Origin of the sequence: Kosakonia sp. SOY2 (assembly GCF_027109175.1) — a bacterium.
Classification (GTDB): domain Bacteria; phylum Pseudomonadota; class Gammaproteobacteria; order Enterobacterales; family Enterobacteriaceae; genus Kosakonia.
Genome location: NZ_JAPVXH010000008.1, coordinates 16,270 through 34,717, shown reverse-complemented (window position 1 = coordinate 34,717; position 18,448 = coordinate 16,270). Strand labels below are relative to the sequence as shown.

General features: G+C 53.4%; 15 protein-coding genes and 4 tRNA genes. 2 read left to right on the top strand and 17 right to left on the bottom strand.

Going from position 1 to position 18,448, the window contains the following annotated elements:
• Nucleotides 1–238 precede the first annotated feature (238 nt).
• The 17 genes from O3S68_RS23025 to trxA all read right to left on the bottom strand — a co-directional run bounded on the left by O3S68_RS23025 (nt 239) and on the right by trxA (nt 15,490).
• Nucleotides 239–315 (bottom strand) — tRNA-Pro (locus O3S68_RS23025).
• Between the two features lie 38 nt (nt 316–353).
• Nucleotides 354–439 (bottom strand) — tRNA-Leu (locus O3S68_RS23020).
• 28 nt (nt 440–467) lie between these two features.
• Nucleotides 468–543, bottom strand: a tRNA-His gene (locus O3S68_RS23015).
• A gap of 69 nt (nt 544–612) precedes the next feature.
• Nucleotides 613–689 (bottom strand) — tRNA-Arg (locus tag O3S68_RS23010).
• A 103-nt stretch (nt 690–792) separates the two neighbouring features.
• On the bottom strand, nt 793–2,178 hold the full coding sequence (gene thrP, locus O3S68_RS23005; RefSeq protein WP_269232617.1) for a bifunctional threonine/serine APC transporter ThrP: 1,386 nt from the start codon (nt 2,176–2,178) through the stop codon (nt 793–795).
• A 258-nt stretch (nt 2,179–2,436) separates the two neighbouring features.
• The gene (gene wecG / locus O3S68_RS23000; protein WP_269232616.1) at nt 2,437–3,177 is read right to left on the bottom strand and encodes a lipopolysaccharide N-acetylmannosaminouronosyltransferase; all 741 of its coding nucleotides are present in this window, start codon (nt 3,175–3,177) and stop codon (nt 2,437–2,439) included.
• A 12-nt stretch (nt 3,178–3,189) separates the two neighbouring features.
• Nucleotides 3,190–4,542 carry an ECA oligosaccharide polymerase gene (gene wzyE, locus O3S68_RS22995; RefSeq protein WP_020456006.1) on the bottom strand — a complete coding sequence of 451 codons (1,353 nt, stop codon included), beginning with the start codon at nt 4,540–4,542 and terminating at the stop codon, nt 3,190–3,192.
• Nucleotides 4,539–5,618 carry a TDP-N-acetylfucosamine:lipid II N-acetylfucosaminyltransferase gene (locus O3S68_RS22990; protein WP_269232615.1) on the bottom strand — a complete coding sequence of 360 codons (1,080 nt, stop codon included), beginning with the start codon at nt 5,616–5,618 and terminating at the stop codon, nt 4,539–4,541. Before O3S68_RS22990 ends, wzyE begins: the two co-directional genes overlap by 4 nt.
• Nucleotides 5,615–6,865: a lipid III flippase WzxE gene (wzxE, locus tag O3S68_RS22985; protein ID WP_269232614.1), complete on the bottom strand. Its 1,251-nt coding sequence runs from the start codon at nt 6,863–6,865 to the stop codon at nt 5,615–5,617. The genes O3S68_RS22990 and wzxE overlap by 4 nt, the downstream gene beginning before the upstream one ends.
• 1 nt (nt 6,866) lies before the next feature.
• Nucleotides 6,867–7,997 (bottom strand): dTDP-4-amino-4,6-dideoxygalactose transaminase, encoded by a 1,131-nt coding sequence (gene rffA, locus O3S68_RS22980; RefSeq protein WP_044489541.1) that lies wholly within the window; start codon nt 7,995–7,997, stop codon nt 6,867–6,869.
• A 4-nt stretch (nt 7,998–8,001) separates the two neighbouring features.
• Entirely contained in the window at nt 8,002–8,679 is a 678-nt protein-coding gene (rffC, locus tag O3S68_RS22975) for a dTDP-4-amino-4,6-dideoxy-D-galactose acyltransferase (RefSeq protein ID WP_269232613.1), read from the bottom strand.
• Nucleotides 8,680–8,703: 24 nt separating this feature from the next.
• Nucleotides 8,704–9,966 (bottom strand): UDP-N-acetyl-D-mannosamine dehydrogenase, encoded by a 1,263-nt coding sequence (wecC, locus tag O3S68_RS22970; protein WP_269232612.1) that lies wholly within the window; start codon nt 9,964–9,966, stop codon nt 8,704–8,706.
• Nucleotides 9,963–11,093, bottom strand: coding sequence for a non-hydrolyzing UDP-N-acetylglucosamine 2-epimerase (gene wecB, locus O3S68_RS22965; RefSeq protein WP_269232611.1), 1,131 nt, complete (start codon nt 11,091–11,093; stop codon nt 9,963–9,965). The genes wecC and wecB overlap by 4 nt, the downstream gene beginning before the upstream one ends.
• 55 nt (nt 11,094–11,148) lie before the next feature.
• Nucleotides 11,149–12,195 (bottom strand): ECA polysaccharide chain length modulation protein, encoded by a 1,047-nt coding sequence (wzzE, locus tag O3S68_RS22960; protein ID WP_020455999.1) that lies wholly within the window; start codon nt 12,193–12,195, stop codon nt 11,149–11,151.
• A 13-nt stretch (nt 12,196–12,208) separates the two neighbouring features.
• Nucleotides 12,209–13,312, bottom strand: coding sequence for a UDP-N-acetylglucosamine--undecaprenyl-phosphate N-acetylglucosaminephosphotransferase (wecA, locus tag O3S68_RS22955; protein WP_020455998.1), 1,104 nt, complete (start codon nt 13,310–13,312; stop codon nt 12,209–12,211).
• Between the two features lie 244 nt (nt 13,313–13,556).
• Nucleotides 13,557–14,816, bottom strand: coding sequence for a transcription termination factor Rho (rho, locus tag O3S68_RS22950; protein WP_004386383.1), 1,260 nt, complete (start codon nt 14,814–14,816; stop codon nt 13,557–13,559).
• Between the two features lie 344 nt (nt 14,817–15,160).
• Nucleotides 15,161–15,490 carry a thioredoxin TrxA gene (trxA, locus tag O3S68_RS22945; protein ID WP_017459713.1) on the bottom strand — a complete coding sequence of 110 codons (330 nt, stop codon included), beginning with the start codon at nt 15,488–15,490 and terminating at the stop codon, nt 15,161–15,163.
• 144 nt (nt 15,491–15,634) lie between these two features.
• On the opposite strand from trxA, the gene rhlB reads away from it, so the two are divergent.
• Both rhlB and gppA read left to right on the top strand, forming a co-directional pair.
• A complete protein-coding gene (gene rhlB, locus O3S68_RS22940; RefSeq protein WP_020455997.1) occupies nt 15,635–16,903 on the top strand; it encodes an ATP-dependent RNA helicase RhlB in 1,269 nt (422 codons plus the stop codon).
• Nucleotides 16,904–16,907: 4 nt separating this feature from the next.
• Nucleotides 16,908–18,392: a guanosine-5'-triphosphate,3'-diphosphate diphosphatase gene (gene gppA / locus O3S68_RS22935; RefSeq protein ID WP_269232610.1), complete on the top strand. Its 1,485-nt coding sequence runs from the start codon at nt 16,908–16,910 to the stop codon at nt 18,390–18,392.
• The last annotated feature ends 56 nt before the right edge of the window (nt 18,393–18,448 follow it).

The window sequence follows — 18,448 nt, the reverse complement described above, 5'->3', positions numbered from 1 at the left end:
TGCCCCGCCACCACGGTTTAACCGTCTTTCCTTAAAGCTAAAGTGTCGCTGCATAGCGACAAATAGCAGACTAATTACTATAGCTATTTAAAATCATAGGATTACATGTCACCGTTAAGCGACACGCCAGATGCAGATTGTCGCCCAGGAGCAACACAGGCGGATGGAAAGACGAGCAATGCAGAAGAAGTGGCAGAAAGTCAAAAACAAAAAACCCCGCTTACGCGGGGTTCAAAATTGGTCGGCGAGAGAGGATTCGAACCTCCGACCCACTGGTCCCAAACCAGTTGCGCTACCAAGCTGCGCTACTCGCCGTTTTACTGCTTTTTGAATTTTTTGTTCAATCTAAGTTGTGGTGCGAGGGGGGGGACTCGAACCCCCACATCCTAAGGACACTAACACCTGAAGCTAGCGCGTCTACCAATTCCGCCACCTTCGCATTCCACGAAACTTGTACTGCAAAATAATGGGGTGGCTAATGGGACTCGAACCCACGACAACTGGAATCACAATCCAGGGCTCTACCAACTGAGCTATAGCCACCACTGTAAATCTGTTCACGCGGTATCGTGATATTTCACGAACCACCGCAGCTCAAGCGCCGGGTTTAAATGGCGCGCCCGACAGGATTCGAACCTGAGACCTCTGCCTCCGGAGGGCAGCGCTCTATCCAGCTGAGCTACGGGCGCGTAGCGCCGTTGCGGGGGTGGATAGTACGGACTTCGGGCGCGGCTGTCTAGTGCTTTTTTTAAAGAAAATGCGCGTTTGGTTATGCTTTGCGCATTTTGCCTCTTATTCACCCACCCGTTGCGTAACAGCATGCCGATGGAAGCCAAATACCTTATACGCCACCGTTACCGCAGCGAGGAAGATAATGCCGACAAACAGCGACATACGCGTGTCATCGTTGAAGCCCATCCCCACCAGCACGCAAATCAGAAATGCCATGGTTAACCAGTTTGCCCACGGGAACAGCATCGAGCGGAACGGATGGCTGGCAATCGCTTCTTTATGGGCTTTACGGAAACGCAACTGACTAATCAAAATCACGAACCACGGCACCATGCCTGGCAACACGCTGGCGCTGTATACGTAAACAAACACCCGCTGTGGGTTCGGAATCACGTAATTCAGGCAGGAGCCGACCAGCAGAATAATAATGGAAATGGTCACACCCATCGCCGGAACGCCGCTTTTGGACACTTTCGCCACCACCGCCGGCAACTGGCGGTTCTTCGCCAGCGCATAAAGCATACGACCACAGCTATACATACCGCTGTTACAACCGGACAGCGCCGCCGTCAGCACAACAAAGTTAATGATACCTGCCGCCGCAGTGATACCGATTTTGGCAAAGGTCAGCACAAACGGGCTGCCATTGGTGCCAATTTCATTCCACGGGAAGATGGTAACAATGACAAAAATGGCACCCACATAGAAAATCAGAATGCGCCACAGCACCTTGCTGACCGCGCTACGCAGCGTTACTTGCGGGTTTTTCGCTTCACCTGCGGTGATACCAATCAACTCGACACCCTGGTATGAGGCCACAACGATACAGAGCGCGGTTAAAAAGCCCTTCCAGCCGCCGGCAAAGAAACCGCCATGTGCGGTCAGGTTGCCAAAACCGATAGAGTGACCACCATTACCAAAGCCGAAGAAAATCACGCCCAGGCCCACGACAATCATCACGATAATGGTGGTGACTTTGATCATCGCAAACCAGAATTCAATTTCACCATACAAACGCACTGCAGCCAGGTTGGCCAGGGCGACCAGCCCCACCGCAATCAGCGCGGGTATCCACTGCGCAAGATCCGGGAACCAGAACTGGACATACACGCCAATCGCGGTGATTTCCGAGATGCCAACCGCCATCCACATAAACCAATAGGACCAGGCGGTGAGATAGCCAAAAAACGGGCTCATATAGCGATGCGCATAAACCGCGAAAGACCCGGCGACCGGCTCCAGAAACAGCATCTCGCCCATCGAGCGCATAATAAAGAAGACGAAAATCCCGGCGATAATATACGCCAGCAATACCGACGGGCCTGCCCATTTCAGCGTACTGGCAGCCCCCATAAACAGGCCTACGCCTATGGTGCCCCCGAGGGCAATTAATTCGATGTGACGAGACTCCAGACCACGCTGAAGCTCTGGTTTGTTTTCGGCCATAAATCCTCTGTTGTGTTTGCTTCTTTCTTTGCCCGCTCTGCGGGTTATTGTTATGAGTTTTTCCTCAGCTCATAACAGGCCATGCTGCACCGACCCGGAAATGGTTGGCGCAAAAAACACCACGGCACTGCAATGAGTGAGCGAATGGTTTCTTAAAATGAGGAAAATGGCAAACGATGTATAAAAAAAACAGGTGTAATGCACAATAAAACAGCAACAGGAAGGAAAAAGGCAGCGCATTACGCCGCCGGGGGAGAGTCAGAGTTTTCCGCTGTAGTGCCAGCGCAGATAACGCAGCAAGCGTAACTGGCGTTTCAGCCGCGTCGGTTGCGACAATAAGCGATACAGCCACTCCAGCCCTGATTTCTGCCAGAGTTTCGGCGCGCGCTTCACATGGCCGGTAAAGACATCGTAAGTGCCACCCACGCCCATATACAGCGCATCCGGCCAGACAGCACGGCAGTCGCGCATAAAAATCTCCTGTTTTGGCGAGCCCATTGCGACGGTGACGATTTTCGCCCCGCTATCGCGGATCCGCTCAAACAGCGCTTGTCGCTGCGCCGGACCAAAGTAGCCGTCCTGGCTTCCCACAATATTCACCTGCCATTGCGCACGCAGTTTCTGCTCTGTTTGTGCCAGCACTTCAGGTTTGCCACCGACCAGAAACACCGGTGTGCCCGTTTTTCCTGCCCGTGCCATCAGTTGTTCCCAGAGATCGGCCCCCGCAACGCGAGAAACCTGCGCCTGCGGGAATTTCTTGCGCAGCGATCGTACGACGCTGATGCCATCGGCGTATTTATATTCCGCCGCCTCAATCAACGCGCGAACTTGCGCGTCATCCTCCAGCGTCAACATTTTCTCGGCGTTGATCGCCACCAGCATGCCCTGCCTGATTTGCCCGTCAGCACAGAGAAAATCCAGCGCGTGTTGCATATCACGCCAGCCAACCAGTTTCAGACCGCGCAGGTCATACAGCGGCGCTGCCGTCTTATCCGTCATGTTAAATCCTTTTCACACCTGGGAGATGGGTTTTACTACGCGCGTATCGCGACGATGTATAAGTCCTGCACTGTCAAACAGCCAGTACAGCAGTTTCGCCATCAGCAGGCAGAAGCCGAAAATAGCAAGGAAGAACACCACCCGCGAGGCAAACGCATCCAGCCCTTCGCGCGCCAGCACAATCATGTTGAAAATAGCGCCAAAGCAGAAACTATGAAGAATCGCGGCCTTATAACGGTTGGTTTCCCGGTTTCCTAAAGTATATAACCAGTCGAACCATTTAATGATCAGGCCTACCACCACCGCACCCAGCGGGATAAACCACGCGCCGCCCATCACCACTAACGAACCAATCAGCGTGGGCGAAATTGCCAGCCCGGAGTGATTGTTTAGCACTTCCCAGGTGAAGTAGTTCGCCGTGTTGAGCACAATACCAGGCCGCGAAGGCCATAACCAGGAAGGGATAAACACGTAGAAGTCGCGCACAATCGGCGCCAGCCCCTGAAAATCAATCTTGTCGTAGTTTTGCAACAGCAGCGACAAGTTTTCCCACGGCGAGAAGGTGTCGCGCGTCAGGTATAAAAAGGTGTAAAACGCCTCGTCGCCGCTGACATTTAAGCCATAGCGTTTCAGCGCCAGCCAGAACATACCGACAATCCCCAGCACGCCCGCTGCCGCCAGCATCCAGAGCGAAATCCAGCCGCGAATAATGCCGATAAACAGGAAAATCGCGAACGCGATAATGATATTGGCGCGCGTCCCGCCAACAATCATGTAGGTCAGCAGGCCAAACGCTACGGTGCTGACCAGAAAGAACAGCCACGCCTGCACACTCTGACGCAGGAAGTAGACCACCAGCATCGCCGGAATAAAGAAGTAGAAGAAACGTTTTAACGCGACGCCGGACACTTCGCTGGAGAAGATCTGACTATAGGAGTGCAAGCGGAATAACAGGAAGCCGTTGTGCATAAAGAAGATCCCCACGCTCACCAGCGCGATGATCATCAGCACCACCCATGTCAGATGCGCTTCCACCCGGTTAATAGTGAACAGAGGGCGACGTGTCACCTGTTCGGCTTTCGCCCGCAACCGCGTTTTGTACGTCACGTAATAGATGCCATAGAAACATGCAGCCGCCAGCAATGACTGCATCATAATTCCCGGCGGTGCCACGGCGACGTTAAAACGGAACACCAGCACGCAGGTCAGCGGAAAACCAAAGAAAAAGGTCAGCAGAAACAGCAGCGAAAAGAAAACGTTAAAATTAAACCGCACACGGCGGAATTCAAACCAGGTCAGCGTGGCGATAAACAGCGTCGCCAGCAGCCAGATGATAAACAGTCCGCAAAACTCAAGTGGGCTCATCCGACGATCCCCGCAGCCATACGCAGCGTTTTATGCCAAAGCGTAATGTAATTCGGGCTAAAGAACGTAATGGCATGCTTATCCACTGCCACCAGCTGCCGCCGTGCTTCGCGGATCACCGCTTCGCTTAGCGCATCGCTGGTAAACAACACCGGAATATCTTCTGCCACCATATCGCGCCAGAACGGATTCTCCCGGTTCAGTACGCAGGGAACACCAGCCTGAATCAGTAAGCAGAGCGTGCCAATCCCCTGCTGACGGGCGAAAATAAAGTAACCTAAATCGCATTGCGCCAGCAGTGCCAGATAGGCGTCAAAGTCCATTTTTTCGCTCAGAATACGCAAGTTATCTGCGCTAAATAGCGCCAGACCGGCGTTGCGGACCGCGGTGATATAGCTGTCGTTATTCGCCGGATACCCCATCGGGACAATGATATTAACCGTGTCGCCAAACTGGCGGTGAATCGCTCGCAATGCAGCAATGTGCTCGTTGCTCGGGTCGCCGGAGTTACCCACCAGAATCGTCAGTTTGCCTTCCCGTTGCAGTTCGTGCGCCATGGTATTCAGCGCCGGATCCATACGCGTTGGGAAATAGAGCAGCTCGCCGCGCACGCCAGGGTTACGTTGCCCGAACCAGGCCAGATCGCCACGGGTAGCAAAAATGCAGCCCACCCGGCGTTGCGCTAAACGGCGCAGCGGATAAAAAAGACGGAATTTGAGGCTACGCGACACTTCATACAGATCGGCACCCCAGGCATGCCAGTAGAACTGTTCGCGCTTGATAGCACCGCGCAATAACGCCAGCCACAGGCCGAAGTTGAACTGACCGTGAAAGAAAAAGCGTTGCTGGCGATCGGCTTTTGCGCGCGCGACAACGGCCTTTGCCAGCGCGTTTTTATCGGCATAGAAGTGCAGCGTTAATTCCGGATACGCCGCGCGTTGCCCTTCGTCGCAGCCAACAACCATAAATTCACGGGCATACGCGCCCGAAGCCGCAAGGTTTTCGTTAAAAAACCGCAGAACAGTCTGGTTATGGTGTGGGATATCCGATCCCAGTACGTGAATCAATGCAGTCATGCCTTTTTACGCCAAATCAAAAAAGCGCCGCAACAAGCGGCAAAATAACAAATGTAGGTCGCCATATAGGCCTGCGCCGCGCCGATAGCGCCATGCGCCGGGATAAGCACGCGCGAAAAGAGTGTTAACAGCGCGAACTGGCTCACTTCCGCCAGAATATAAAAGCGCAGCGACGCTTTGGCGATCACCAAATAACCAAATACGTAAGCGCCCACTTTCAATACATCCCCGACCAGCTGCCAGGCGAACAGATCGCGCATCGCCGTGAATTTGTCAGAAAACAGCAGCCAAATCGCCACATCGCGTAGCAACCAGACGCAAAGGCTTACTGCCGCTACCGCCGGTAACACAAAACGCAGCGATTTAACGATTTCACGCGAGATCTCTGCTTTTGTGGTCAATCTGGACAATGTTGGCAACAGATAAACGCTGAACGAGGCGGTGATAAATTGCAGATAAGCATCGGAGATACTGCAGACCCCTTGCCAGATCCCCACGTCATCCCAGCTGTAATGTTCTGCCAGTTGGTTTCGCATCATCACGTAAGCGAGCGGCATGGTCGCCGAGGTGATCAGCGCCATTAGCGTAAATTTGCTTAACTGCCCCGCTAATCCGTTGTCCCATTTCGGCGCAAAGTACGCCAGCGGAACACTGCCACGCCGCATCAGCATGAACATTGCCGGGATAACCACCAGCGCCGGAACCAGCGCCATTCCCAGCAACGCGCCCTGATAGCCGCCCATTTTGAAGCAGAGAAACCACGCCAGTACGCCGATCACGCTACCGATAATCAGAGAGAGTGCGTTACTTGCTGCGTCGCGAAACCCTTTCATTACCGCCAGCAGCAGGTTGGCCCATGCAATGCCCATCTGCACCAGCGCCACCAGACGCACCAGCCCCTGATAATCTTTATGCCCGAATAACCCCTGGCTGATGGGTGCTGCCGCCAGCAGGAAAATCAGCGCCAGCAGCGTCGAAAAGCCCAGCACCATCGCGGACGACGTGCCCACAGCAACGCGCAAACGGGCAGGATCGTCATGGTATTGCGCGACAAATTTCGTTACGCCGTTAAAAATCCCGGCGCCTGCCAGTACACCCAGCACGGTGATAAGCTGGCGGAAATTCCCCGCCTGCCCGACACCTGACGGGCCAAACGCCACCGCAAGCAATTTGACCACCAGCAAGCCCGCGCCAATCTTGACCAGCGTGCTGGCGGCCGTCCATATCGATGCTTTTGCCAGCGACATGTCAGTTGAAGTAGCTCAGAAGCGTGTTGATAACGGTGCGCTGATTAACCGGTGCCAGGTTGTAGAACAGCGGCAGACGAAGCAAACGCTCACTTTCTTGTGTGGTGTAACGATCTTCCCCGTGGAATTCGCCGAATTTTTCACCGGCTGGTGAAGCATGCAGCGGGATATAGTGGAACACCGCGAGGATTTCCGCTTCTTTCAGGAAGGCAATCAGCGCACTGCGGTCGGCTTCATCGCGCAGCTTGATATAAAACATATGCGCATTATGGCTGCACTCCGCAGGGATCGAGGGCAGCTCAATGCGACCCGCGCGCGCCAGCGGTTTTAACGCGTCGTAATAGGTTTGCCACAGCGCCAGGCGCTGCTGGTTGATGCGTTCTGCCGCTTCCAGTTGCGCCCATAAATAGGCCGCCTGGAGATCCGCCATCAGATAGCTGGAACCGATATCCCGCCAGGTGTATTTATCCACCTGCCCACGGAAAAACTGGCTGCGGTTAGTGCCTTTCTCACGAATAACCTCTGCCCGCTCTACCAGCGCGCGATCGTTAATCAGCGTCGCACCGCCTTCGCCGCCGGCGGTGTAGTTTTTGGTTTCATGGAAACTAAAGCAACCAATATGGCCGATGGTACCCAGCGCCCGCCCTTTATAGGTCGACATCACGCCCTGTGCGGCATCTTCCACCACATACAAATTATGGTGTTTAGCAATCGCCATAATGGTATCCATTTCGCAGGCGACACCCGCATAATGCACCGGCACAATGGCGCGAGTATTTTCGGTGATGGCGGCTTCGATCAGCGTTTCATCAATGTTCATGGTATCCGGGCGGATATCAACAAAGACGATTTTCGCACCGCGTAGTACAAACGCATTGGCGGTCGAAACGAAGGTGTAGCTCGGCATGATCACTTCATCGCCAGGCTGGATATCCAGCAGCAGCGCGGCCATCTCCAGCGAGGCAGTGCAGGAAGGCGTCAGCAAGACTTTCGCGCTGTGAAAACGCTGCTCCATCCACTGCTGACAGCGGCGGGTAAAACCGCCATCGCCGCACAACTTACCGCTACCCATCGCCGACTGCATGTAGTCGAGTTCCGTTCCCACCACTGGTGGAGCGTTAAAGGGGATCATAGAGTCACCTGTATAGCCACAAGGCGGTGCTTTCAATATTCGCCCCGCTCTGAATATAGCGTTTAAGTGCGGCAGTGTTCCCAAGCTGAGTCGCTACCCGCACACGTTTTAGCTCGCGCTGGCGCGCCCAGTGGCACGCCGCCTGCATTAATTTTTCGCCCATACCGCGCCCGGCCAGCAGACCAATACGGGCTTCCTGTTCGTTGAGCTGGCGCAGCGAGACAAAGCCCGCGATAGCGCCATGCACATTACGGAAAACCAGGCATTGATGGTCAAACTCGCCTTTTACCGCGTTTTCAATCCATTGCGCATAAAAACGCCCGCTCGCCTCTGCTGGATACCAGGGTGCGCGGAACCGGCTCTGCACAAAGATTTCGGCTGCCATCTGGCGTAGCACAGGGATATCCGCAAGTGTTGCCACTTCAGCCGCCGGATCGACGCCCTGTTCCTCTACCACCAGCGAGAGGTCGATCTCGCCTTCAACCAGTTGAAAACCGAGCTGCTGCAACGCATCCAGCATCCCGGGCTGCGATGCCGGCAGTTTCACCTGCACACGCTCCCAGTTAGCGAAATCCGCGCGGGTCAGCGCAGGAGCAGAGGGTTGCAGGCGAACAATCGCGCTACGCAAACTAAAAAAGCGACTTTCCCAGGTCAGCTCTTCTACCGTACCGTGAATATTCATGCTGTTTCCTTTATGCACGCTCGCTTAGCGCCAGACACCTTTGGTATCAACAACGAACTGCTGGCCAATGCTGGTGCTCTCCACCGCTTTAAACTCGTTATGATCAACCAGCATCACCAGCACATCAGCCTGCGCCAGCGCATCATGGGTATTTACCAGCGTGGCGTGTCCGGCGAATTTAGCCGGCAGTTGATGAATATTCGGTTCCACCACCAGCGTTTCACCGCTGTGCCACTGTGCGATATCGAGGGCAATTTCCATTGCCGGGCTTTCACGCAAATCATCAATATTGGGCTTAAAGGCCAGCCCGAAACAGGCGATTTTGATTTCACTGGCGCGCTTACCGCTGGTCGTCAGACAATCAGCAACCATCGCTTTAACCTGATTCAACACCCAGTGCGGCTTAAAGTCGTTAACTTCACGCGCGGTGCGGATAAGCCGAGACTGCTGCGGATTTTGCGCGACAATAAACCACGGATCAACGGCGATACAGTGTCCGCCAACGCCCGGACCCGGCTGGAGAATATTGACGCGCGGATGGCGGTTCGCCAGGCGAATCAACTCCCAAACGTTGATCCCCTGATCGGCGCAAATCAGCGACAGTTCGTTGGCAAACGCAATGTTGACATCGCGGAAACTGTTTTCGGTAAGTTTGCACATTTCAGCGGTGCGCGAGTTGGTCACCACGCATTCGCCTTCAAGGAAAATTTTGTACAGCTCGCTGGCACGCGCCGAACAAACCGGCGTCATCCCGCCAATCACGCGGTCATTTTTAATCAGCTCAACCATCACTTGCCCCGGCAGCACGCGCTCCGGGCAGTAGGCGATATTAATGTCGGCGTTTTCACCCGCCTGCTGCGGGAAAGTGAGATCCGGGCGCGCTTCGGCAAGCCACTGCGCCATCTGTTCTGTTGCCCCTACCGGTGAGGTCGACTCAAGGATCACTAACGCGCCTTTGCCGAGCACTGGCGCGATGGATTTAGCCGCCGCCTCAACATAGGCCATATCCGGCTCGTGCTCGCCTTTAAACGGCGTTGGCACGGCGATCAAGTAAGCATCTGCGACGACAGGTGTGGTGCTCGCGCGAAGATAACCGCCGTTTACCGCCGATTTCACTACATTTCCCAGTTCCGGCTCGACGATATGGATTTCGCCACGGTTAATGGTTTCCACCGCATGGGCGTTGATATCGACACCAACAACCTGCTTCTGCCGTGACGCAAACGCTGCTGCGGTAGGCAGACCAATATAGCCCAGGCCAATAACGGAAATGGTTTTAAAGCTCATAGTGTTACCTGATTATTTTTAAGTGCGTGCAAAATGCGGCCACAGGCCAGCCCGTCACCATAAGGGTTGTGCGCGCGGCTCATCGCCTGCCAGGCATCGTTGTCATGAAGCAGGCGCGAGACCTCTTCCACAATGCGCTGGCGATCCGTGCCAACCAGTTTAACCGTGCCCGCATCGACGGCTTCCGGGCGTTCGGTGGTATCACGCATCACCAGCACCGGCTTGCCGAGCGAAGGCGCTTCTTCCTGTATGCCACCCGAATCCGTCAGGATCAGCCAGGCATGATTCATCAACCACAAAAACGGCAGGTAATCCTGGGGTTCTATCAGGGTAACGTTCTCGACGTGACCAAGAATTCGGTTTACTGGCTCGCTGACATTGGGGTTCAGATGGACCGGATAGACAATTTGCACATCATCATGTTGCGCGGCAATATCCGCCAGCGCATGGCAAATTTGTTCAAAACCACGACCAAAACTCTCGCGGCGATGTCCGGTGACAAGAATGAGTTTTTTATCTCTATTAAGGAACGGATAACGCGCCGCCAGCGCCTCGTAGCGCGAAGGGTTGTTCATCACGCTGTCGCGCACCCAGAAAAGCGCATCAATAACGGTGTTGCCGGTAACAAAAATGCGGTTATCCGCAACATTCTCACGGCGTAAATTGCGGCGGGAGTTTTCCGTCGGCGCAAAATGATACATCGCCAGGTGGCCGGTCAATGTACGGTTTGCCTCTTCTGGCCATGGCGAAGAGAGATCGCCAGTACGCAGGCCCGCTTCAACATGCCCGACAGGAATACGCTGATAAAATGCGGCAAGGCTCGCCGCAATCGTCGTTGTCGTGTCGCCATGCACCAGCACCACATCGGGGCGGAAGGACTCAAGGATTGGCTTTAATCCTTCAAGAATGCCGCAGGTAATCTCCGTAAGCCCTTGCCCTGGCCGCATAATGTTTAGATCGTAATCCGGAACAATCGAGAAGAGCGTTAACACCTGATCAAGCATCTCCCGATGCTGCGCAGTGACGCAAACTCTTGCTTCAAAGTCTGGATCCTTTGCCAGCGCATGTACCAGCGGAGCCATTTTGATGGCTTCTGGCCTCGTGCCAAATACGGTAAGTACTTTCACAACGATTCTCTTCGATTAGAGGATGAAGGCATCATGCCTTCATCTCGGACGGCGTTTAGTTCGAACGGCGGCGCGTTAATGCAATACCCGACCCGATTAGCGCACCGACAATTCCCCACATGATCATCAGGAAAGCACGACGCGGGCTGTCGCGTTTTACCGGTTCTTCTGGCGTACGCAAATAACGATATGTCTGAAAACGGGGATCAAGTGTCGGACCGACGTTAAGCGTATTCAGCATTGCCCGGTTTTGATCATAGTCCAGATCGAACTGCGGCCCTACCGCTTGCAGGTTTTCCAGCCGCGCTTGCAGCATTGGGCGACCCAGCATAAACAGTTCTGAATCCGGCAATTCGTCCGGTGGAACCTCTGTTTCGTTACGAGAGATATTGTGCTGTTCGGCGATTTTTAGCGCTTGCTGGACATTATGCAGACGGCGGTTATAAATAGCCTTTGCCACTTCTTCCTGACGTTTCACCTGCGCTTTCATCTGAATGGTACGCGCGGCCCAGGCACCTTTCAGCTCATCATTAAGATGGCTGGCGGCACGCTGGCTGGCAAACGCGACATACTGACGCAGCAAGTTGTTGGCATCCGGCGCGGTTTCAGCAATTAACTTAACGTTGTCGTTAAGGTTGCGGACAACATCTCCTGGCGTGTACTGGATGTTATTGATGAGTTCGTCGAGCGTCGCCGCATCCGCTTTGCTGTTACCCACCAGGCGCTGTTTGTAGTAATCCGTTTGTGACCAGAAATCGCGGCGCGTATCCCACGAGGCGAGTTGCATAATAAACTCTTTGTACGCCTCATCCATTACCGATACCTGATCGGTTGGTGTCTGGTTAGCTTTGTCGTCCAGGTTACGCAGGAACTGTTGTTGGGAGTAATAACCTCCCAGCATATTGACGGTGGGGCGGTCGGTAACTGCGGTGGCTCCCCATTCCTGGGTCGCAAAGAAAGTCCAGACTAAGGCGAGCAAAGCAAACAGCAGTGCTATTCCCGCGATCCATAATTTTCCTGCCCACAAAGTACGGAATAAACCCCGGATATCCAGTTCGTTTTCCGTACCCGTTGAAGGTGTTCCTGACGCTGGTTGAATCATCGCTTTCCCGGATTTACTTGGTTAGTGTTGATTTAGAAACGCTATTACGGCGTATTCTGCGTTTAACTCGCTTGATAAAGCGCGCCACTTTCCATGCGCGCTTAATACAGTAGCCATACAAAAAGAAGCATAGCAAAAATAATGCCAACATCACCCATTCAGGAATAAAACGAAGATACTCCGTGACGACACCAATACTGGCCAAAAGGGAAGCCGCGAGAGTTATCAGCACGAAGGCCTGACGGGAAGTAAACCCTGCGCGCATGATCAGATGATGAATATGCTGGCGATCTGGTGAAAATGGGCTCATTCCTTTACGTAGTCGACGGAACATTATCGCTACCATATCCATCAGCGGAATGGCAATGATCCATAACGCGGTTACCGGGCTAATTGAGTGGATAGGGCCTTGCGTCGTTTGCAGTAAAATCCAGATGATCGTAAAACCAATCAACGTACTGCCCGCATCTCCCATAAAGACTTTGTAACGTCGCCCCAACACGCCCAGATTCAACAGGATATAAGGCAAAATAGCCGCAATCATGGCAAAGCACCACATTGCGAGGCTAAACTGCCCATCTAACAATAAAATCGCGCCGATAGCAGCAAAAGAGACGCAGGAAAGCCCGCCTAACAGACCATCAATGCCGTCAACCATATTGAACGCGTTAATTGCCGCCCAGACAGCAAACAGAGTAAGTAAGTAGCCAAAAGGCCCCAGCACCATCTCCCATGAACCAAAAATATAGCCGAGGCTGCTGAGATAAAGCTTACCGACTGCCATCATCACTACAGCAATAGTCGCCTGGACAGCAGCACGAATTTTTACACTAATATCGAATCGATCGTCCAGCGCGCCTATAAAAACCAAAACACCGGCACAACAGAGGTAGAGGGCTGCATGGGGGATGTAATAATCCGTGATACCAAACGTAAAGCAGACCCCTGCGAATACTGAGATTCCCCCAACAAGAGGGATCAATCCCTGATGCCGTTTACGATAGTTGGGTTTGTCCACCAGTCCGACATGTCTTGCCATTTTACGAGCAACAAACAAAAAGACGGTTGTGAACAAGAAAATACTGAATAATTCAGTAAACGCAGTGAGTAAATTCACAGTGGATGCTCTCAGCGAATGTTAATCCTGGCAGTATAACGACGTTGCCATGCCCCATAAAATGAGAAAGCAGGTCGTTTACAAGCTTTATTGTCTGTTTTTCAACCGAACGAGATATTCAACAGATTTATCTATCACTCTTGAGCGGCCAGCGTTGGACAGAGCCTGTCCCGGTGCATATAGCGTATAGCTCGCAAATAAAAAACGCCACGTAAAAACGTGGCGTTTCCGAGGTTTATTTATATTAAGAGCGCTTCATCATGTCGAAGAACTCATCATTCGTCTTCGTCATTGCCAGCTTGTTAATGAGGAACTCCATCGCGTCGATCTCACCCATCGGGTGAATGATTTTGCGCAGGATCCACATTTTCTGCAGCTCTTCCTGCGTAGTGAGCAGCTCTTCTTTACGCGTACCGGAACGGTTGTAATCAATCGCCGGGAAGACACGTTTTTCAGCAATTTTACGCGAGAGGTGCAGTTCCATGTTACCGGTGCCTTTAAACTCTTCGTAAATCACTTCGTCCATTTTCGAACCGGTATCAATCAGCGCGGTCGCAATAATGGTCAGGCTGCCGCCCTCTTCCACGTTACGCGCGGCACCGAAGAAGCGTTTCGGGCGATGCAGGGCGTTCGCGTCGACACCACCGGTCAACACCTTGCCGGAAGCCGGAACAACGGTGTTGTAAGCGCGTGCCAGGCGAGTGATGGAGTCCAGCAGAATGATAACGTCTTTCTTGTGCTCGACCAGGCGCTTGGCCTTCTCGATAACCATTTCTGCAACCTGCACGTGGCGGGAAGCCGGTTCGTCAAAGGTAGAAGCAACCACTTCACCTTTAACCAGACGTTGCATTTCGGTCACTTCTTCCGGGCGTTCGTCAATCAACAGCACCATCAGCACACAGTCTGGATGATTGTAAGCAATGCTCTGCGCGATGTTCTGCAGCAGCATGGTTTTACCGGCTTTTGGCGGTGCAACAATCAGACCACGCTGACCACGACCGATCGGCGACGCCAGATCCAGTACGCGTGCGGTTAAGTCTTCCGTCGAGCCATTACCACGTTCCATACGCAGACGAGAGTTCGCGTGCAGCGGCGTTAAGTTTTCGAACAGAATCTTATTGCGCGCGTTTTCCGGCTTATCGAAGTTCACCTCGTTAACTTTCAGCAATGCAAAGTAACGTTCACCTTCTTTAGGCGGGCGAATCTTACCTGAAATGGTGTCACCAGTGCGGAGGTTGAAACGGCGGATTTGGCTGGGGGATACGTAGATGTCGTCAGGGCCGGCGAGGTAGGAGCTGTCTGCGGAGCGGAGGAAACCAAATCCATCCTGCAGAATCTCCAGCACGCCATCGCCAAAGATATCTTCGCCACTCTTCGCGTGCTGCTTCAGGATGGCGAAAATGATGTCCTGTTTGCGCATACGGGCCAGGTTTTCCAGCCCCATATTTTCGCCGAGAGTGATCAGCTCAGAAACCGGCGTATTCTTTAATTCGGTAAGATTCATAATGGTGTGGGTTCTTAAACTCGGGGTAGATCTCGAACTTAATGTTGTGAATGGTATGGCAGGGTCATCCATGCCTGTTAACGGCCATCAACTTATGTCTGATCGGTGCCTGGTCACAGGAAAGTACGCAGAACTGAAACGATAAGACGGAATAAGTGATAAGCCCGGAATCTGTCGACTTCTCACGCGATGGTGTTGCTCTGCGGGAAGTATCGGGGTAATGCTAGATTCAAACAACTAAAGGTATGTTCAAAACGAAGTCAAAACTAAATTAGCACGGCTGAAGCCGGGCGTCCAGCGATCCAAAAAAATTAGGACTGCTGGCACGCCGGCAGAGTCTGGGGTTACGCCAGGTTGGCGTCCAGGAACTCTTTCAGTTGGCCTTTAGACAAGGCACCAACTTTGGTTGCTGCCACTTCGCCGTTTTTAAACAACAGCAGGGTCGGGATACCACGGATGCCGTATTTCGGCGCAGTACCTGGATTCTGGTCAATGTTCAGCTTCGCAATGGTCAGCTTGCCTTCGTACTCATCAGCGACTTCATCCAGAATCGGGGCGATCATTTTACACGGTCCACACCACTCTGCCCAGAAATCAACGAGCACAAGCCCGTCCGCTTTGAGTACATCCGTGTCAAAACTATCGTCAGTCAGGTGAATAATTTTATCGCTCATATATAACTCCACAGGAATAAGCCTGGCATGTTGGTGTAGCATAAAACAGCAACGTGTTGATGCCACAATAACCAACTAAAGGTTGACTTTATTTCACCGGATACGCTTTCGTAAAGCAATAGTAAGCTGATATTCTACCACACTATGAGCAAAACACATTTAACAGAACAGAAGTTTTCCGACTTCGCCCTGCACCCAAAAGTGATCGAAGCCCTTGAAAAAAAAGGGTTTCATAATTGCACGCCTATTCAGGCCCTGGCTCTTCCGCTGACGCTGGCGGGCCGTGATGTTGCAGGTCAGGCGCAAACCGGTACCGGCAAAACGATGGCGTTTTTAACGTCAACGTTTCATTATCTTCTCTCTCACCCGGCAATCGAAGACCGTAAAGTGAACCAGCCGCGCGCAATTATTATGGCGCCGACACGTGAACTGGCGGTACAAATTCACGCCGATGCAGAACCGCTGGCGCAGGCGACTGGCCTGAAGCTGGGTCTGGCTTACGGCGGTGACGGCTACGACAAACAGCTGAAAGTGCTGGAAAGCGGCGTCGATATTTTAATCGGCACCACGGGCCGAATGATCGATTACACCAAACAGAACCATATTAACCTGGGCGCGATCCAGGTCGTGGTGCTGGACGAAGCAGATCGTATGTACGATCTGGGCTTTATCAAAGATATCCGCTGGTTGTTCCGCCGCATGCCACCCGTGACTTCACGTTTGAACATGCTCTTCTCCGCCACGCTGTCCTACCGGGTGCGCGAGCTGGCATTTGAGCAGATGAATAACGCTGAATACGTCGAAGTGGAGCCGGAACAAAAAACGGGCCACCGCATTAAAGAAGAGCTTTTCTACCCGTCTAACGACGAGAAAATGCGTCTGCTGCAAACGTTGATCGAAGAAGAGTGGCCGGATCGCGCCATTATCTTCGCTAATACTAAACACCGCTGTGAAGATATCTGGGGCAGCCTGGCCGCAGATGGTCATCGTGTTGGTTTGCTCACCGGCGATGTGGCGCAGAAAAAACGCCTGCGTATTCTCGATGAATTCACGCGTGGCGATCTCGACATTCTTGTGGCGACTGACGTTGCCGCACGTGGTCTGCATATTCCTGCGGTCACGCACGTTTTTAACTATGACCTGCCGGATGATTGTGAAGATTACGTTCACCGTATCGGTCGTACCGGTCGCGCTGGCGCCAGCGGTCACTCAATCAGCCTCGCCTGTGAAGAGTACGCATTGAACCTGCCGGCGATTGAGACCTATATCGGGCACTCGATTCCGGTCAGCAAATACGATCCGGATGCCCTGCTCACCGAGCTGCCGCCGCCAAAACGCCTGACGCGTTCACGCTCTGGCAACGGCCCGCGCCGCAGCGGTGGCGCTCCACGTAATCGTCGTCGTTCAGGTTAAAAATATGCTTGGTTCCGCCTCGCTCTATGCCGCTATTGATCTTGGATCTAACAGTTTTCATATGCTGGTTGTGCGCGAGGTGGCGGGAAGCATTCAGACGCTTTCTCGCATCAAACGTAAAGTTCGTCTGGCTGCAGGATTAAGCCCCGATAATCGTCTTTCTCAGGAAGCGATGGAGCGAGGCTGGCAGTGCCTGCGGCTGTTTTCCGAACGTCTACAGGATATTCCCCAGGAGCAAATCCGCGTCGTAGCAACGGCCACGTTGCGCCTGGCGGTTAACGCGCAGGAATTTATCGACAAAGCGCAAGAAATCCTCGGCTGCCCGGTGCAGGTCATTAGCGGCGAGGAAGAAGCGCGGCTGATTTATCAGGGCGTTGCACACACGACAGGTGGCGCGGATCAGCGTCTGGTGGTTGATATTGGCGGCGCCAGCACGGAGCTGGTTACCGGCACCGGTGCACAAACGACCTCCCTTTTCAGCCTGTCGATGGGCTGTGTCACCTGGCTTGAGCGCTTTTTCACCGACCGAAATCTTGGGCAGGAAAACTTCACTGCCGCCGAACAGGCCGCGCGTGAGGTGCTACGCCCGGTTGCCGATGAGCTTCGCCGCCATGGCTGGAAAGTTTGCGTCGGGGCATCGGGTACGGTTCAGGCGCTGCAAGAAATCATGATGGCGCAGGGCATGGATGAGCGCATCACCCTCGCTAAATTGCAGCAGCTTAAACAGCGCGCCATACAATGCGGGCGGCTTGAAGAGCTGGAAATCGAAGGCCTGACGCTTGAACGAGCGTTGGTATTCCCGAGCGGTCTGGCAATCCTTATCGCCATCTTCACCGAAATGAATATTGAAAGCATGACGCTGGCCGGTGGCGCATTACGCGAAGGTCTGGTCTACGGCATGCTGCACCTGGCGGTAGATGAAGACATTCGTAGCCGCACGCTGCGCAATATTCAACGCCGTTTTATTATCGATACCGATCAATCCCGTCGCGTGACAACGCTGGCTGGACGCTTTGCGCAGGGTGTCGCCAAAGTGTGGGAATTAGATGCCTACAGCATCGAAATGCTGAAAGTTGCCAGCGAACTGCATGAAATTGGTTTGAGCATTGAGTTTAAGCAAGCACCGCTACACGCGGCATGGCTGGTACGTAATCTCGATTTGCCTGGGTTTACCCCCGCGCAAAAGAAACTGCTCGCGACGCTGCTGCTTAATCAGACGAACGCGGTCGATCTCTCATCGTTGCATCAGCAAAACGCCGTACCACCGCGTGTTGCAGAACATCTTTGTCGTCTGCTTCGTCTTGCCATTATTTTCGCCAGCCGTCGTCGTGATGATCTGCTGCCGGAAATCGCGGTCACCGCGCAGGGAGAGAAGCTGGTGCTGACGCTACCGCAAGGGTGGCTGGCAAGTCACCCACTCGGCGCAGAACTGATTGATCAGGAAAGCCAGTGGCAGAGTTATGTGCACTGGTCGCTGGAAATCCAGTAATTCTCATACGGAATATAGCCCGCTCGCTGCGGGCTTTTTTATTACTTGCTGAAAAC

Coding starts and splice junctions, on each gene's coding strand:
- thrP (WP_269232617.1), bottom strand. CDS start 2,178: ATGGCCGAAAACAAACCAGAGCTTCAGCGTGGTCTGGAGTCTCGTCAC.
- wecG (WP_269232616.1), bottom strand. CDS start 3,177: ATGACGGATAAGACGGCAGCGCCGCTGTATGACCTGCGCGGTCTGAAA.
- wzyE (WP_020456006.1), bottom strand. CDS start 4,542: ATGAGCCCACTTGAGTTTTGCGGACTGTTTATCATCTGGCTGCTGGCG.
- O3S68_RS22990 (WP_269232615.1), bottom strand. CDS start 5,618: ATGACTGCATTGATTCACGTACTGGGATCGGATATCCCACACCATAAC.
- wzxE (WP_269232614.1), bottom strand. CDS start 6,865: ATGTCGCTGGCAAAAGCATCGATATGGACGGCCGCCAGCACGCTGGTC.
- rffA (WP_044489541.1), bottom strand. CDS start 7,997: ATGATCCCCTTTAACGCTCCACCAGTGGTGGGAACGGAACTCGACTAC.
- rffC (WP_269232613.1), bottom strand. CDS start 8,679: ATGAATATTCACGGTACGGTAGAAGAGCTGACCTGGGAAAGTCGCTTT.
- wecC (WP_269232612.1), bottom strand. CDS start 9,966: ATGAGCTTTAAAACCATTTCCGTTATTGGCCTGGGCTATATTGGTCTG.
- wzzE (WP_020455999.1), bottom strand. CDS start 12,195: ATGATTCAACCAGCGTCAGGAACACCTTCAACGGGTACGGAAAACGAA.
- rho (WP_004386383.1), bottom strand. CDS start 14,816: ATGAATCTTACCGAATTAAAGAATACGCCGGTTTCTGAGCTGATCACT.
- trxA (WP_017459713.1), bottom strand. CDS start 15,490: ATGAGCGATAAAATTATTCACCTGACTGACGATAGTTTTGACACGGAT.
- rhlB (WP_020455997.1), top strand. CDS start 15,635: ATGAGCAAAACACATTTAACAGAACAGAAGTTTTCCGACTTCGCCCTG.
- gppA (WP_269232610.1), top strand. CDS start 16,908: ATGCTTGGTTCCGCCTCGCTCTATGCCGCTATTGATCTTGGATCTAAC.